Raw genomic sequence first — 14,841 nt, forward strand, 5'->3', positions numbered from 1 at the left:
ATGTCGCATTCCGCCTTCGTTCCGCTTCGTATCTTCTCCTCCTACACGATGCTCGACGGCGCGATGGAACCGAAGGCGATCGCCAAGCGCGCGCAGGAACTAGGTTTCCCCGCCGCCGCGCTGACGGATCGCAACGGCCTGTATGCGGCAATGGCCTATTCGGATGGTTGCAAGGGCGCAGGCGTGCAGCCGATCATCGGAACGATGCTGGGAATCGCCCGGCCCGACATGCCCGAGGGGATGGAGCCGCCGCTCGACTGGATCGCGCTCTATGCGCAGGACGAGACGGGCTATGAAAACCTCTGCGCACTGGTCAGCCACGCGCATCTCGGTCGTCCGGTCGAACAATCTCCGCATGTCGATTTCGAGGCGCTGGCAAAGCATGCGGACGGGCTGATCGCGCTGACCGCCGGACGGGAGGGCGGGCTGACCCGTCTGCTCGCGGAAGGGCAGGCGGACCGCGCATCGCTCTATGCCGACCGATTGCAGGCGCTGTTCCCCGATCGCCTGTATATCGAACTCACCCGCCGGCTGGACGAGATCGAGGGGCGGGCCGAGGGGCCGTTGCTCGACATGGCCTATGCCCGCGGCCTGCCGCTGGTCGCGACCAACCCGTGCTGCTTCGCCGATGAGGATTTCAGCGCGGCCCACGACGCCATGCTGTGCATCGCCAATTCCACCTATATTGCGACGGAGGATCGCCCGCGTTCCTCGCCTGATGCGTGGATGAAGCCCGCAAAGGAAATGCGCGCGCTGTTCGCCGATCTGCCGGAAGCGATCGCCAACACGCTCGTCGTCGCGCAACGCTGCGCCGTGTCCGCGCCGTATCGCAAGCCGATCCTGCCGAGCCTTGCGGGCGATCGCGATGCCGAAGCGGCAGCCTTGCGGCGCGATGCGCATGCCGGACTGACCGAGCGGCTGAAGAAGGGGCTCGCCCCCGACACGACCGAGGACGATTACCGCAAGCGGCTCGATTTCGAACTCGACGTCATCGTCTCGATGGGATTCCCCGGCTACTTCCTGATCGTCGCGGACTTCATCAAATGGGCGAAGGATCACGACATTCCGGTCGGTCCGGGCCGTGGTTCGGGCGCGGGCTCGGTCGTCGCCTGGTCGCTGACGATCACCGATCTCGACCCCATGAAACTGGGGCTGCTGTTCGAACGCTTCCTCAACCCCGAACGCGTGTCGATGCCGGATTTCGACATCGATTTCTGCGAAACGCGGCGCGAGGAAGTGATCCGCTACGTCCAGCAGAAATATGGCAGCGATCACGTCGCGCAGATCATCACCTTCGGTCGCCTGAAGGCACGTGCGGTGTTGAAGGACACCGGCCGCGTGCTGCAGATGAGCTATGGCCAGGTCGATCGCCTGGCCAAGCTGATCCCGAACCACCCGACCGACCCCTGGACGCTCGAGCGGACGATGAACGGCGTCGGCGAGTTCGCGAACGAATATAAGGCCGACAGCAACGTCAGGCATCTGGTCGATCTGGCGATGAAGCTGGAGGGCCTGCCGCGCCATTCATCGACGCACGCGGCGGGCGTCGTGATCGGCGATCGACCGCTGGCGCAGCTGGTCCCGCTCTACCGCGATCCGCGGTCGGACATGCCCGTCACGCAGTTCGATATGAAATATGTCGAGGGCGCCGGACTGGTGAAGTTCGACTTTCTCGGCCTGAAGACGCTGTCGGTGTTGAAGAAGGCCGTTCAGTTGCTGGCGAAGCGCGGCATCACGCTGGATCTCGATTCGCTCGAATGGACCGACGAAGCGACGTTCAAGCTTATCCAGAGCGGCAACACCGTCGGCGTGTTCCAAATCGAATCGGAAGGCATGCGCCGCACGCTGACTGCCGTCCGACCGACCGTCTTCGAGGACATCATCGCGCTCAACGCGCTGTATCGGCCGGGCCCGATGGACAACATCCCGATGTTCGGCCGGCGCAAGAACGGCAACGAAACGATCGAATATCCGCATCCGTTGCTGGAAGGCATCCTGAAGGAGACTTACGGGATCTTCGTCTATCAGGAACAGGTCATGCAGGCGGCGCAGATCCTCGCCGGCTACAGCCTGGGCGGTGCCGATCTTCTGCGGCGCGCGATGGGCAAGAAGATCAAGGCGGAGATGGACGCCCAGCGCGCGACCTTCGTCGAGGGCTGCGCCAATGCGCACGGCATCACGCCGGCAAAGGCCAACGAACTGTTCGACTTGATCGACAAGTTCGCCGGATACGGCTTCAACAAAAGCCACTCGGCCGCCTATGCATTGCTGACGTATCAGACCGCGTATCTGAAGGCGCATTATCCGCACGAATTCTTCGCGGCATCGATGTGCTACGATCTGCACCTGACGGACAAGCTGGCGATCTTCGCTGACGACATGCGTCGGATGGGCGTCACCTGCGTCGCCCCTTGCGTGAATGCCAGCGAGGCGGAATTCTCGGTCGAGGAAACCGATGACGGTCTCGTCGTCCGCTACGCACTCGCGGCGCTGAAGGGTGTCGGTGAGGGCGCGATGGAAAAGCTGGTCGTGGAGCGCGATCAGAACGGACCGTTCGCCAGCATCGACGATTTCGCGCACCGCGTCGATCCGCGCCTGCTCAACAAGCGCCAGCTGGAAGGATTGGCGGGTGCCGGCGCATTCGACGGCATGAACGCCAACCGCGCAGGGATCTTCGCGGTGGCCGAAACCCTGCTCGCCACCGCCGCGCGAACGCAGGAGGCGAAGGTCAGCGGGCAGGGGGGGCTGTTCGGGGGCGAGGATGCCAAGGAACCCGCGATCAAGCTGCCGCTCTCGGCGCGCTGGACGCTGGCGCAGCGCATGGAGCAGGAGAAGGAGGCGTTCGGCTTCTATTTCTCCGCGCATCCGGTCGATCGCCACGCGCATCTCGCCAAGGCACATGGCGTGCGCCAATATGCCGCGCTCGCCGAGCTGCAGATCCCCGATGACGGCACGCGCGCCGGTGCTACGATGGCGGCGTTGGTCGAGGATGCCCGCTGGCGTACTTCCGCACGCGGCAAGAGGTACATGATGGCGACCCTGTCTGATCCCTCGGGCCAGTTCTTCGCGACGTGTTTCGACGATGTCGTCGCCGGCGATCTGGAAGAGGCAGCCCGTGTCGGCGGGTGCGGCGTCATCACGGTGGAACTCGATCGCCGTCCGGGCGAGGATACGCCGCGCGTGTCGATCAAGCGAATCCAGCCGTTCGAACAACTGGCCAGCACCGCCCGGTTCAACATCGTCGCGGATGTCGGATCGGAACATGCGATGCGGCAATTGTGGGAAATCATCTCGGAACATCGCGGTGCGCGCGGTGAAGTCTGGATCAATGCCGCCTTGCCGGACGGCGGCGCGGCGCGCATCCTGCTCGGACGCGACTTCCTGCTCGACGGCGAACTCGCCGGCCGGATCGAAGGGATCGCGGACATCACCAACGTTGAGTTGAAGACGTCCGAAACGCGGCTCGCACTGGTCGGCTGATCGAACGAATCCCGCCAGAACCAATTCGTTACACTGGCGGGATTGCCCCCGCGCGCGTCATGATTATGCTGCTTCCATAAAGATCCGCATCGGCGTCATACGCGCCGGCAAGCGGTAGGAGAGACAGATGCTCGGTGGAATGCAGGATTTCGAATTGCGCGTGCCGCGTTTGCTGGATCACGCCGCGCGCGAACACGGGCATCGCGAGATTATAACCCGCTGGGCGGACGGACATGAAACCCGGTCCAGCTGGGCCGGCGTCGCGCATGATTCCAAACGGCTGGCGCAGGCGCTTGAACGGCTCGGCCTGAAGCCCGGCGATCGTGTCGCAACGCTGGCCATGAACCACGGCAGCCATCTGGTCGCATGGTACGGTACGATCGGGATGGGCGGCGTCGTGCACACGATCAATCCGCGCCTGTTCGACGAGCAACTCGTCTATATCGCGAACCATGCCGAAGACCGCGTGCTGATCTACGACAAGCAGTTCCAGCCGATCGTCGACCGCCTGAAGTCCGAATGGAGCAGCATCGAGCACTACATCTGCTTCGATTCCGAAGGCGCGGGGAGTTTCGACGCCCTGCTCGATTCCGAGACCGGCGATTATAGCTGGTACGAAGGCGGCGAGCGCGAGCCGTGCATGCTCTGCTATACCAGCGGGACGACGGGCAACCCGAAGGGCGTGCTCTACACGCACCGATCGACCCTGTTGCACGCGATGCATGCCGGGTCGCCCTCCGTCATGACGCTCAGCGCACGCACGTCGATCCTGCCGATCGTGCCGCTGTTCCACGCGGCGGCGTGGGGCCTGTGCTTCGCCGCACCGCTTGCCGGATCGAAGATGGTGTTCAGCCAGGTCAACGACGCTGCGGTGCTGTGCCGTCTGATGAACAGCGAGCGCGTGACCCTGGCCAGCGGCGTGCCGACCGTCTGGCTCGCTTTGTTCCAGCATATCGATACGACCGGCGAGACGCCCGGCACGGTCGAGCAGATCACCGTCGGCGGCTCGGCCGCACCGCGCGCGATGATTTCGCGGTTCCTCGACATGAATATCAAGGTCATCCACTTGTGGGGCATGACCGAGACGTCGCCGGTCGCTACGGCCGCCTGTCCGCCGCCGGGCTGGGAGGATTTCAGCCGCGATGCGCAACTCGACATGTTGCAGAAGCAGGGCAGCATCCCGTTCGGCGTCGAACTGCGCGTGCTGGACGACGACGATGTTGAACAGCCTCGCGACGGGATATCGTCGGGGCGGTTGCAGGTGCGTGGCCCGTGGGTGGTCCAGCGCTATTTCGGCGCGCCCGAGGATGCGGTGGATGCGGACAACTGGTTCGATACCGGCGACGTCGCGGTATTGCATTCCGACGGCACGATGCAGATCACGGATCGTGCGAAGGACGTGATTAAATCCGGCGGCGAGTGGATCAGCTCAGTCGATCTGGAAAATGCCGCGGTCGGTTGTCCCGGCGTGGCGGAGGCCGCCGCGATCGGCATCTATCATCCGAAATGGGATGAGCGCCCGTTGCTGCTGGTGGTGCGCAAGGCGGACAGCGCCGTAACCGAAGCCGACATCGCCGCGCACCTGTCGAACCATGTTGCGAAATGGTGGCTGCCGGACGAGATCGTGTTCGTCGAGGACCTGCCGCACACCGCCACTGGCAAGATCCTGAAGACCGAACTTCGCGCGCGCTATAAGGATTATCGTCTGGCGGCCTGAATGGGCGGCATAATCCGGCTCAACCGAACAGGTCGCCCTGCGGACCGCGGGGTGGCCTGAACAGGTCGCGCCGCACCGATATCCGTTCGATGTTCAGCCCGTATTTCCGGCATGCGATCGTGAAGCGGGTGCGTAGAAGATCGCCGAACGCGCCTTGACCGCGGAACCTGCTGTGAAACTCCGGGTCGTTGTCCCGCCCGCCGCGCATGGACCGTATCGTCGCCATTACCTTGCCCGCACGATCCGGGAAATGCTCGTCCAGCCACGCGCGGAACAGGGGTGCAACTTCGTGGGGAAGGCGGACCGGCATGAAAAATGCCGCCCGCGCCCCGCCGTCTGCCGCCTTTTCCAGGATGTGCTCGATCTCGTGATCCGTGATGGCGGGGATGACCGGTGCGATCGATACATAGGTGGGGATACCCGCCTCGCTCAACCGCTTCACCGCCGCAAGTGGCCGGGCGGGGGCAGGCGCGCGGGGCTCCAGGGTCATGGCGATCGCGGGATCGAGCGTGGTGATCGACATCGCGACCGCCACCAACCCCTTCGCCGCCATCGGCGCTAGCAGGTCCAGATCGCGTGTAACGCGGTCGGATTTGGTGGTGATCGTCAACGGATGGTCGGTTTCCGCCAGCACTTCGATACAGGCGCGCGTGATCCGCCAGTCGCTCTCGATCGGCTGATAGGGATCGGTGTTCGTACCGAAAGCGATCGGCAGCGGGATATAGCCGGGCTTCGACAGTTCCGCGCGCAACAGATCCGCCGCGATCGGCTTGGCGAACAGCTTGCTTTCGAAATCCAGCCCGGGCGACAGATCGTGAAAGGCATGCGTCGGTCGCGCGAAGCAATAGATGCATCCATGTTCGCAGCCGCGATACGGGTTGATCGAGCGGTCAAAACCGATGTCGGGCGACTGGTTGCGGGTGATGATCGTCCGCGGGGTTTCTACCGTGACGGTGGTGCGCAGGCGGGGCGGGGCGCCGTCGAGCGTCTCGCGATCGTCCAGCCAGTCACCGTCCTCTTCGCGCGTGGGCAGATTGAACCGCGCGCTCCCGGTGTTCAGGGTCGCACCCCGTACTGCACGCTTCGCGGCCATGCCGAACCGTATCGATCACGCGAGAACGAAGCAAGAACGAATGCGGCATTGTCCCGTCTCGCTTCCGCTCTATACCATCCTTGGAAACAGGACGGGGGTCGTTTTATGCTGAAGACTGGATTGATCGCGATGCTTGTCGCCGGTGCGGCGGCGGGACCTGCAACGGCACAGGAACGCACCGTCGATCTCGGCGATATCAAGACGGTTGCGGGGCTTCTACTTCAGGCCGGCTACAAGGCCGAGATAAAGAAGGGCAAGACCGGCAGCACGTACATCGCCAGCGCGGCGAACGGCAACGAATTCACCCTCAACTTCTATAACTGCAAGAACGATACGGGCTGCGACTCGTTCGAGTTCTCCTCCTGGTACAAGAAGCAGCCATATTTCTCGGCGGAGCTGGCGAACGAATGGAACGCCAAAAAGCGGTTCCTGAAGATCGCGGTGGATGGCGACGGCGATCTGGTCGAATATGTCTATGTCAGCGCGATCGGGCGATCGACGTACAAGAACTTCGCCGATTACGTCGACTGGTTCACGCAGACGGACGGGTCGCTTGCTACCTTCCTTCGCGAGAAAGAAGAGGCGGCGAAGACGACGTCCGGAACCACGGCGACTAAATAGGGTGTCGCGGCCTCAGCGCTCCATCAGACGCGGCATCAGTTCCACGAAATTGCAGGGGGTGAAGCGGCTGTCGAGCTGGTGGACGAGGATGCCGTCCCACCCATCCTTCACCGCGCCGGTCGAACCAGGCAGCGCGAAGATATAGGTCCCGCGCGTCACGCAGGCGCAGGCGCGGGACTGGATCGTGGAGGTGCCGATCGTCTGGAAGCTGAGCCAGCGGAACAGTTCCCCGAAACCGGGGATCATCTTGTCCGCGACCCGCTCGATCGCCTCGGGCGTAACGTCCCGGCCAGTCACGCCGGTGCCGCCCGTGGTGATGATGCAATCGACCTGGTCGTCCGTGACCCAGCGTTCCAGCTTGGCGACGATCGCAGGCACATCGTCGGTCACGATGCTGCGGTCGGCTAGCACATGTCCCGCCGCGCTCAGGCGATCCACCAGCGTCTGGCCGGACCGGTCGTCGGCCATCCTGCGGCTGTCGGATATGGTCAGGACCGCGATCCTGACGGGCAGGAACGTCTTGCCCTCGTCGATCGGCATTAGCGGGCGATGCTGGCGATGACGCGGCTTGCGCTGTTCGTCAGGCGGACGGCTGCGGCACCGGCCATGCCCGGGAAGCGTGGCCACATGCCCTGCGTCAGCGCCATGCGGCTGGGCGAGGCAGTCTTCCCGCCCTGCGCCTCGTACATCCAGTAGTTGCGCAGGACGGTCGCGACATAACCGCGCGTCTCCCAGAACGGGATCGATTCAATGTACAGCAACGGATCGCCACCGTCCCGCGACAGAGCATTCCAAAGTTGCACCGGCGCCGGCCCCGCATTGTAGGCGGCGATGACCTTCGGCAGCAGACCGCCCGTCAGCGGCAGGTCGCGCAGCTGCTCCAGATAGGATTGCCCGACTTCCATGTTGACCGAAGGCCGCGACAAAGCCGTACGATCGTACGTCCGCCCATGCTTGCGCGCGATATCGGTCGCGGCGGCGGGCATCACCTGCATCAGGCCGTAAGCGCCCGCCTTGCTGATGACGTCGGTGCGGAACCGCGATTCCTGCAACGTGTGGGCGTAGACCAGCGCCTTATCGACACGCCAGCCGCCGTCCGGCGTCCAGTTGGGCGCGGGATAGCGCGCTGCCAGCGACGGTTGAGCGCCGACCGGGCCGTTCTGCGACAGCCATACCTGCGTTCCCGGCAAATTGAAGGTGGCCGCCAGCCGGACCAACGACGCAAAACCGGTTGGATTGCCGACCTTCGCTTCCTGCCGGATCACTTCATCCGCCAGCGACGTCTCGCCGATTTCGACCAGAGCGGCCGCGACGCGAACGTTGGGGCGGTTGCCCAGCACTTGCCAATCGGCCGCGACATACCGGTCGGGCTTGGGCGCAACGTCCTTGATGCCCAAAGCCTGGCGCGCGAGCAGGCCGTAGAACGTTTCCTTATACTGCGCCGCGCTTTTCAACCGGCCTTCGATCCGGTCGGGGCGGACGCAGACCATGTCCGCGCGCGCCGCCCAATACAGACCGGCCGCGCGCAAATCGACATCGCCCGCTCGTCCGGACACGCGTTCGAACGCGCTGCCCGCGGTCGCGCAATCCTTTTGACGCCATGCGGCCAGCGCGCCGACCCATTCCGCCTGCACCGCCCAGTCGCCGACGCCCATTGCGGCTTTCGCGGCCATCGTGCGGGCGTTGTTGTCGTCGCCCTGCAGATAATAGATCCACGCGACCTTCTGCTGCCATTCGGTCAAGGCTTCCGGTGACAGGCCTTGCGTCGAGTCCAGCAAAGCCTGTGCCGAGACGCCATCATCCGCCTTGATAAAGGGCTGCATGCGGATCGCCAGTTCCGCAGCGGACATGTCGCTCTTGATGCTTTTCGCGCGGGCACGCACCGGCGCGCTCCCCAGCCAGGTGAGGCGATTGGCCTCCGGCAGCGCGGGAAGGTCGATCGCACCGCGGGATTTCGCCATCGTATAGATTTGCTGCGCCTGGGGCAGTTCGGGCGCTTCGGCGAGCAATTGCATCAGCGGATCGAGTTCCGCCTTGGGCGATCCCTTTGCCGTCAACAGCTCGGCCCGCGCGATCGCGTGGAGCGGACCGGGCTTCATCGACGCCAGCAGCAGTTGTGCGTCCTGCCACCGTTGATCGCGGATCATCCCGAAGACGCTGCGATATTCTTCGCGCTGCGTCGTATCCAACTGGTCGGGAATACCATCCTTGGTGCGCGACGCGGAGGTCGCGGTCTGGGTATTGATCGGCGACGCGGCGGGTTCGCCGGGTTCCGCCGCGTGCGCTGCGACGGGAGATACCGCCGCGATACAGGCCAGAGCCAGAACTGCCTTCACTGTTGCAATCCCCCGATCAGCATCTGCAAATCTTTCCACGCTTCGGCCTTCTTTGCCGGTTGTTCGATCAGGAAGCGCGGATGGAACGTCGCGACCGCCTCGAAACTGCCCCGGATAGTGCCCGCTTCGTGGTTAACCGGGCGTAAACTACCCCGGGCGCGCAGAAAATCCAACCCGAGCATCGCACGGCTCGGCGCGTTGCCCATCAACAGCACCCGTTTCGGCGCGGCAAGCGCAACGTGATGCAACAGCAATTCGCTTAAGCGCGCCTCGATTTCGGGCGCGATCCGCGCAGCGGCCGGCCGCGCCGCGCATAAGGGCACGAGGTACACCGAGGACCGATCCCGCCCGATCGCGGCAAGCATTCGGTCGAAGAGGCGACCCGCCGCCCCGCTCAACAATTGCCCCGATTCCGCATCCTCGCGTTCCGGCATGTCGATGACGACCAAAATTTCCGCGGCGGCATTTCCCGCGGCCATGAACGGTCGGCCATGCCAGCCGGCCTCGGGCGCATCGGCCCCGACGCGCCACGCCTCGAACGCCGCGAGCGTATCGGGCAGGGCACCCGATGCCGCTACGGCCTCGCCGATCGTTACGCCGGGATCGATCGCCGGAGCGGGTGCGGGACGGACGAGCCAATTGCGCGGCGTCTCGTCGATCGTCGCATCCACGCCAGCGTCGCGCCACCACTCCAGCGCGCTCGCGGCGGCCTGTTTCCAGTCGAAATTTTGGTCAGCCCCCATGCGGTCCTTAGACTAGCATGTTGACGCGAAGGTCAATTCGCTGGCACCGCATCTTGGACAGGACGGTGCTGTCGCGCGACGAGCGCGCCCGCGTCCGTCCGCGACGGAGACGAGATGTGAGCGAACGCGAATCCATGCCTTATGACGTCGTGATCGTCGGCGCCGGGCCGGCAGGTCTTTCGGCGGCGATCCGGCTGAAACAACTGGCCAACGACAAGGGCGCGGAACTTGCCGTCTGCGTGCTGGAAAAAGGATCGGAGGTCGGCGCGCACATCCTGTCCGGCGCGGTCGTCGATCCGCGCTCGCTGGACGAGCTGATCCCCGACTGGCGCGACCGCAATTGCCCGATGGCCGAAGTGCTGGTCAACGACAACCAGCACTGGATCATGACCAAGAAGAAGAAGTTCGGCATGCCGCACCTCTTCACCCCCGGCCTGATGCACAACAAGAATACCTATACTGGCAGTCTCGGCAATCTGTGCCGCTGGCTCGCGGGTCAGGCGGAGGAACTCGGCGTCGAGATTTTCCCCGGCTTCGCGGCGGCGGAAGTGCTGTTCAACGAGGATGGATCGGTGAAGGGCGTCGCGACCGGCGACATGGGCGTCGCGCGCGATGGCACGCACAAGCCCGATTACACGCCGGGGCTCGAACTGCACGCCAAGTACACCTTCCTCAGCGAAGGCGTGCGCGGTCACCTGTCCAAGGAACTGATCCGCACGTTCGATCTCGCGCGCGATGCGGAACCGCAGGTTTACGGCCTCGGCATCAAGGAACTGTGGGATGTGGACCCGGAACGGCATGCGCCGGGTCGCGTGATCCACACGCAGGGCTGGCCGCTCAGCGAGACGGGATCGAACGGCGGTGGCTTCCTGTATCATCAGGCGAACGGTCAGGTCGCCCTGGGCTTCGTCACGTGGCTCAATTATTCCAATCCCTATCTGTCGCCGTTCCAGGAGATGCAGCGGTGGAAGACCCACCCCGCGATCGCCGAGATTTTGAAGGGCGCCAAGCGCGTGTCGTACGGCGCGCGCGCGATCAGCGACGGCGGCCTGCAGTCGATCCCGAAACTGGTCTTCCCCGGGGGTGCGCTCATCGGCGACAGCGCCGGCTTCCTCAACGTTCCCCGCATCAAGGGCACGCATACCGCGATGAAGAGCGGCATGATGGCGGCCGAAGCGGCGTTCGAAGCCGTCACTGCAGGCCGCGAGCATGACGAGCTCACCGCCTATCCGGAGGCTTTCGACGCCAGCTGGGTCCGCAAGGAGCTGTCGATCGTCCGCAACGTCCTGCCGCTGGTCGAAAAGTTCGGCGACCTGATGGGCTCCGGCCTGGCGGGCGTGACGATGTGGCTGGAAAGCTTCGGGATCAAGATGCCCTTCACGATGAAGCATCACCCGGACCACAAGACGCTGTGGCGCAAGGATCTGGTCCGCAAGATCGATTATCCCAAGCCCGACGGCGTGTTGACCTTCGATCGCCTGTCTTCGGTGTTCCAGTCGAACACCAATCACGAGGAGGATCAGCCGGTTCACCTTACGCTGAAGGACCCGAACATCCCGGTGGAATACGACCTGCCGATGTATGACGAACCGGCGCAGCGATATTGCCCGGCAGGCGTGTACGAGATCGTCGGCGAGGAAACCGGCGATCCGAAGTTCGTGATCAACGCGCAGAATTGCGTCCACTGCAAGACCTGCGACATCAAGGACCCGACGCAGAACATCAACTGGGTGGTGCCGGAGGGCGGCGGCGGGCCGAACTATCCGAATATGTGACGCGCCGGGCAACGGCGTAGCGCAAGCTACGCCAAGCCTTAAGGCGCGTCCGGCCGGCGGCGCCGAAGCGCGGTCCGACGACTCGGCTTTGTTGCGGCGCGCTACTTGCCGCGGTCCGACCGGCCCGGCTTGCCATCCCCGTTCGTCCTGAGCTTGTCGAAGGGCGGGCCCACCGGAGCGGTGCTTCGACAGGCTCGGCACGAACGGTCGGTGGTCGGCGACAGCGACTATCGACCTACCGTTCGGCCCGAAATCGAGGATCAGTCACATCATCACCGAACGCGCGCCCGCCAAGATAAACCTCGCGCTACACGTCCGTTTGCGGCGGCCGGACGGCTATCATGAGTTGGAGACGCTGTTCGCCTTCCTCCGCGACGGCGACGAAATCGCTCTCGAACGCGGCGCCGGTTCTTTCACCATCGATGGCCCGTTCGCGAACGGCCTGGAAACGGAAGGCGACAACCTCGTAACACGCGCGATCAAGATGTTTTCCGAAGCATTTGCAATCGCTGAGCAATATTCCGTCAAACTGACCAAAAACCTTCCCATTGCCTCCGGTATCGGAGGGGGTCCGCCGACGCAGCCGCAACCCTCCGCGCGCTGGCCAGACTTCACGACATCCCGCTTGAGGATCCGCGATTGTTCGGTTGCGCCGATGCGCTCGGCTCCGACGTGCCCGCCTGCCTTTTCGGCCGCAGCGCGATCGGCCGGGGCAGGGGCGAACACCTCACGCCTGTCGACGGCCTGACGGGCGTCCCGGTGCTGTTGGTCAATTCCGGCGTAGCGGTGTCCACCGCTGCGGTCTTCAAGGCGTGGAGCGGCCACGATGCGGGGCCGATCGGCACCGGGACGCCGCTGGATATCGCGCGGACCGGCCGGAACGACCTGGAGTTGCCCGCGCGCATGATCGCGCCCGTGATCGGCTCTGTGCTCGACCGTCTTGCCCGCACGTCATCCGTGCTCGTCCGCATGTCCGGATCGGGCGCCACCTGTTTCGCGCTCTATGCCGACGAGGGTGCCCGCGCCGAAGCCGCTATGGAAATCCGGCGTGAGGAACCGGGTTGGTGGTGTCTCGAATCGACACTCGCGTAACGGTCGATCGCCCCGTCATGGGACGTTACGCGCACCGTTAACCCTCGTGTCGCAGCGAATCCGCGATTGGCCCCGTCCTTGCTGAACCTTTGGGCGAACGGGTCCGCCGCCTCGGAGCGCCGCGCCCGCTGATGATCCACGGCGGCTTCGTGCGTCATCGAAACCAGGGGCGACGAGCGCAAGTTCGTCGCCCTTTTTTGCGAACGCGCGCAACACACTTGCGCAAACCGCCCTTCTGGCGACATACGCCCGCCCTATGACCAACCGTTTCGACAAATCCACACTGCCCAGCCGCCACGTTTCCGTCGGTCCTGAGCGCGCCCCGCATCGCAGCTATTACTATGCGATGGGGTTGAGCGAGGAGGAAATTGCCCGTCCTTTCGTGGGGTTGGCGAGCGCAGGTAACGACAGCGCGCCATGTAACACGCGGCTCGATGCTCAGGCAGACGCGGCGCGCGCCGGCGTCATGCAGGGCGGCGGAATGCCACGGCGTTTCAACACGATCACCGTAACCGACGGAATCGCGATGGGGCATCAGGGGATGAAGTCCTCGCTCGTCAGCCGTGAAGTCATCGCCGATCCGGTCGAGCTCAGCGTGCGCGGGCATTGTTACGATGCGCTCGTCACGTTCGCTGGCTGTGACAAATCGCTCCCGGGCATGATGATGGCGATGTTGCGGCTGAACGTCCCTTCCATCTTCGTTTACGGTGGGTCGATCCTTCCCGGGCGCTTCAACGACAAGGATGTCACCGTCGTCGACGTATTCGAGATCGTCGGCCGATATGCTGCCGGAAACTGTCCGATCGAGGAAGTGCATGCGCTCGAGAAAGCGGCATGCCCAGGCCACGGCGCGTGCGGTGGACAGTATACGGCGAACACGATGGCCTGCGTCGCCGAGGCAATCGGATTGTCGTTGCCGAACAGCAACATGACACCAGCACCTTATAGTACGCGTGAACAGATCGCAGTCGCGGCAGGCGCGCAGGTGATGGAGTTGCTCGCCAGGAATATCCGCCCGCGCGACCTCTGCACGCGGGAAGCGTTCATCAACGCCGCCCGCGTCGTCGCCGCGACGGGCGGCTCCACCAACGGCGCGTTGCATCTTCCTGCGATGGCGCACGAAGCCGGAATCGACTTCGACCTGTTCGACGTCGCGGAGGCATTCAAATCAACGCCTTACATCGCCGACCTCAAGCCCGGCGGGAAGTATGTGGCGAAGGACATGTACGAGGCCGGCGGCGTCTACATGCTGATGAAGACGATGCTCGCCAACGACCTGCTCGACGGCAATTGCCTGACGGTCACCGGCAAGACGCTGGGTGAGAATATCGATCAGGTGACGTGGAATCCCGACCAGAAGGTCATCTACGACGTCAAGACGCCGATCACCCCGACTGGCGGCGTCGTCGGTTTGCGCGGTACGCTCGCACCGGACGGGGCGATCGTGAAGGTCGCGGGGATGCACCGCCTCCAGTTCGAAGGCCCCGCGCGCGTTTTCGAATGCGAGGAGGATACGTTCACCGCGGTCGAGAATCGCGAGATCGTGGAAGGGCAGGTGATCGTCATCCGCTACGAAGGCCCCAAGGGCGGCCCCGGCATGCGTGAGATGCTCTCGACCACCGCCGCGCTCTACGGACTCGGGCTCGGCGAAAAGGTCGCCCTGATCACGGATGGCCGCTTCTCCGGCGGCACGCGCGGTTTCTGCATCGGTCATGTCGGGCCGGAAGCGGCGGACGGCGGGCCGATCGCATTGGTCGAGGATGGCGACATCATCCGCATCGATGCGGAAGCCGGGACGATCGATCTCGACGTGCCGGAGGACGTGCTGGCCGAGCGTCGGTCGAAATGGCAACCGCGCAGCAACGATTACCAATCGGGCGCACTGTGGCGCTATTCGAAGACGGTCGGCCCCGCTTATAAAGGCGCCGTCACGCATCCCGGAGCCGCTGCCGAAACCCATGTCTACGCGGATATCTAGGACGGA

General features: G+C 64.3%; 10 protein-coding genes. 6 read left to right on the forward strand and 4 right to left on the reverse strand.

Annotated elements, in window-relative coordinates:
- Positions 1–3,480, forward strand: a complete 3,480-nt coding sequence (dnaE, locus tag H5J25_RS08990) for a DNA polymerase III subunit alpha (RefSeq protein ID WP_202095772.1) — start codon at positions 1–3, stop codon at positions 3,478–3,480.
- A gap of 127 nt (positions 3,481–3,607) precedes the next feature.
- Positions 3,608–5,197, forward strand: coding sequence for a long-chain fatty acid--CoA ligase (locus H5J25_RS08995; RefSeq protein ID WP_202095774.1), 1,590 nt, complete (start codon positions 3,608–3,610; stop codon positions 5,195–5,197).
- Positions 5,198–5,216: 19 nt separating this feature from the next.
- Here H5J25_RS08995 and H5J25_RS09000 read toward each other — a convergent pair whose 3' ends face one another.
- Positions 5,217–6,290, reverse strand: a complete 1,074-nt coding sequence (locus H5J25_RS09000; RefSeq protein WP_202095775.1) for a PA0069 family radical SAM protein — start codon at positions 6,288–6,290, stop codon at positions 5,217–5,219.
- Positions 6,291–6,395: 105 nt separating this feature from the next.
- Between H5J25_RS09000 and H5J25_RS09005 the strand changes: the two genes are divergently transcribed.
- Positions 6,396–6,911, forward strand: a complete 516-nt coding sequence (locus tag H5J25_RS09005; RefSeq protein WP_202095776.1) for a YbjN domain-containing protein — start codon at positions 6,396–6,398, stop codon at positions 6,909–6,911.
- Between the two features lie 12 nt (positions 6,912–6,923).
- Here the strand turns inward: H5J25_RS09005 and moaB are convergent, their stop codons facing one another.
- The 3 genes from moaB to H5J25_RS09020 are packed head-to-tail and all read right to left on the reverse strand — an operon-like array spanning position 6,924 to position 9,990.
- On the reverse strand, positions 6,924–7,451 hold the full coding sequence (gene moaB / locus H5J25_RS09010) for a molybdenum cofactor biosynthesis protein B (RefSeq protein ID WP_202095777.1): 528 nt from the start codon (positions 7,449–7,451) through the stop codon (positions 6,924–6,926).
- Positions 7,451–9,247 (reverse strand): lytic transglycosylase domain-containing protein, encoded by a 1,797-nt coding sequence (locus H5J25_RS09015; protein WP_225883460.1) that lies wholly within the window; start codon positions 9,245–9,247, stop codon positions 7,451–7,453. Before H5J25_RS09015 ends, moaB begins: the two co-directional genes overlap by 1 nt.
- A complete protein-coding gene (locus tag H5J25_RS09020; protein ID WP_202095778.1) occupies positions 9,244–9,990 on the reverse strand; it encodes a uracil-DNA glycosylase in 747 nt (248 codons plus the stop codon). Before H5J25_RS09020 ends, H5J25_RS09015 begins: the two co-directional genes overlap by 4 nt.
- Before the next feature lie 116 nt (positions 9,991–10,106).
- Between H5J25_RS09020 and H5J25_RS09025 the strand changes: the two genes are divergently transcribed.
- From H5J25_RS09025 to ilvD, 3 genes are all read left to right on the forward strand, one after another.
- Entirely contained in the window at positions 10,107–11,765 is a 1,659-nt protein-coding gene (locus H5J25_RS09025) for an electron transfer flavoprotein-ubiquinone oxidoreductase (protein WP_202095779.1), read from the forward strand.
- A 639-nt stretch (positions 11,766–12,404) separates the two neighbouring features.
- Positions 12,405–12,857: a hypothetical protein gene (locus tag H5J25_RS21345; RefSeq protein WP_318781360.1), complete on the forward strand. Its 453-nt coding sequence runs from the start codon at positions 12,405–12,407 to the stop codon at positions 12,855–12,857.
- Between the two features lie 256 nt (positions 12,858–13,113).
- Entirely contained in the window at positions 13,114–14,835 is a 1,722-nt protein-coding gene (gene ilvD / locus H5J25_RS09035; RefSeq protein WP_202095780.1) for a dihydroxy-acid dehydratase, read from the forward strand.
- Positions 14,836–14,841: the final 6 nt, after the last annotated feature.

The sequence above is a fragment of the Sphingomonas aliaeris genome (genome assembly GCF_016743815.1).
GTDB lineage: Bacteria > Pseudomonadota > Alphaproteobacteria > Sphingomonadales > Sphingomonadaceae > Sphingomonas > Sphingomonas aliaeris.

Excerpts from the sequence above, each read along its gene's own strand:
- dnaE (WP_202095772.1), top strand. The coding sequence starts at position 1 with ATGTCGCATTCCGCCTTCGTTCCGCTTCGTATCTTCTCCTCCTACACG.
- H5J25_RS08995 (WP_202095774.1), top strand. The coding sequence starts at position 3,608 with ATGCTCGGTGGAATGCAGGATTTCGAATTGCGCGTGCCGCGTTTGCTG.
- H5J25_RS09000 (WP_202095775.1), bottom strand. The coding sequence starts at position 6,290 with ATGGCCGCGAAGCGTGCAGTACGGGGTGCGACCCTGAACACCGGGAGC.
- H5J25_RS09005 (WP_202095776.1), top strand. The coding sequence starts at position 6,396 with ATGCTGAAGACTGGATTGATCGCGATGCTTGTCGCCGGTGCGGCGGCG.
- moaB (WP_202095777.1), bottom strand. The coding sequence starts at position 7,451 with ATGCCGATCGACGAGGGCAAGACGTTCCTGCCCGTCAGGATCGCGGTC.
- H5J25_RS09020 (WP_202095778.1), bottom strand. The coding sequence starts at position 9,990 with ATGGGGGCTGACCAAAATTTCGACTGGAAACAGGCCGCCGCGAGCGCG.
- ilvD (WP_202095780.1), top strand. The coding sequence starts at position 13,114 with ATGACCAACCGTTTCGACAAATCCACACTGCCCAGCCGCCACGTTTCC.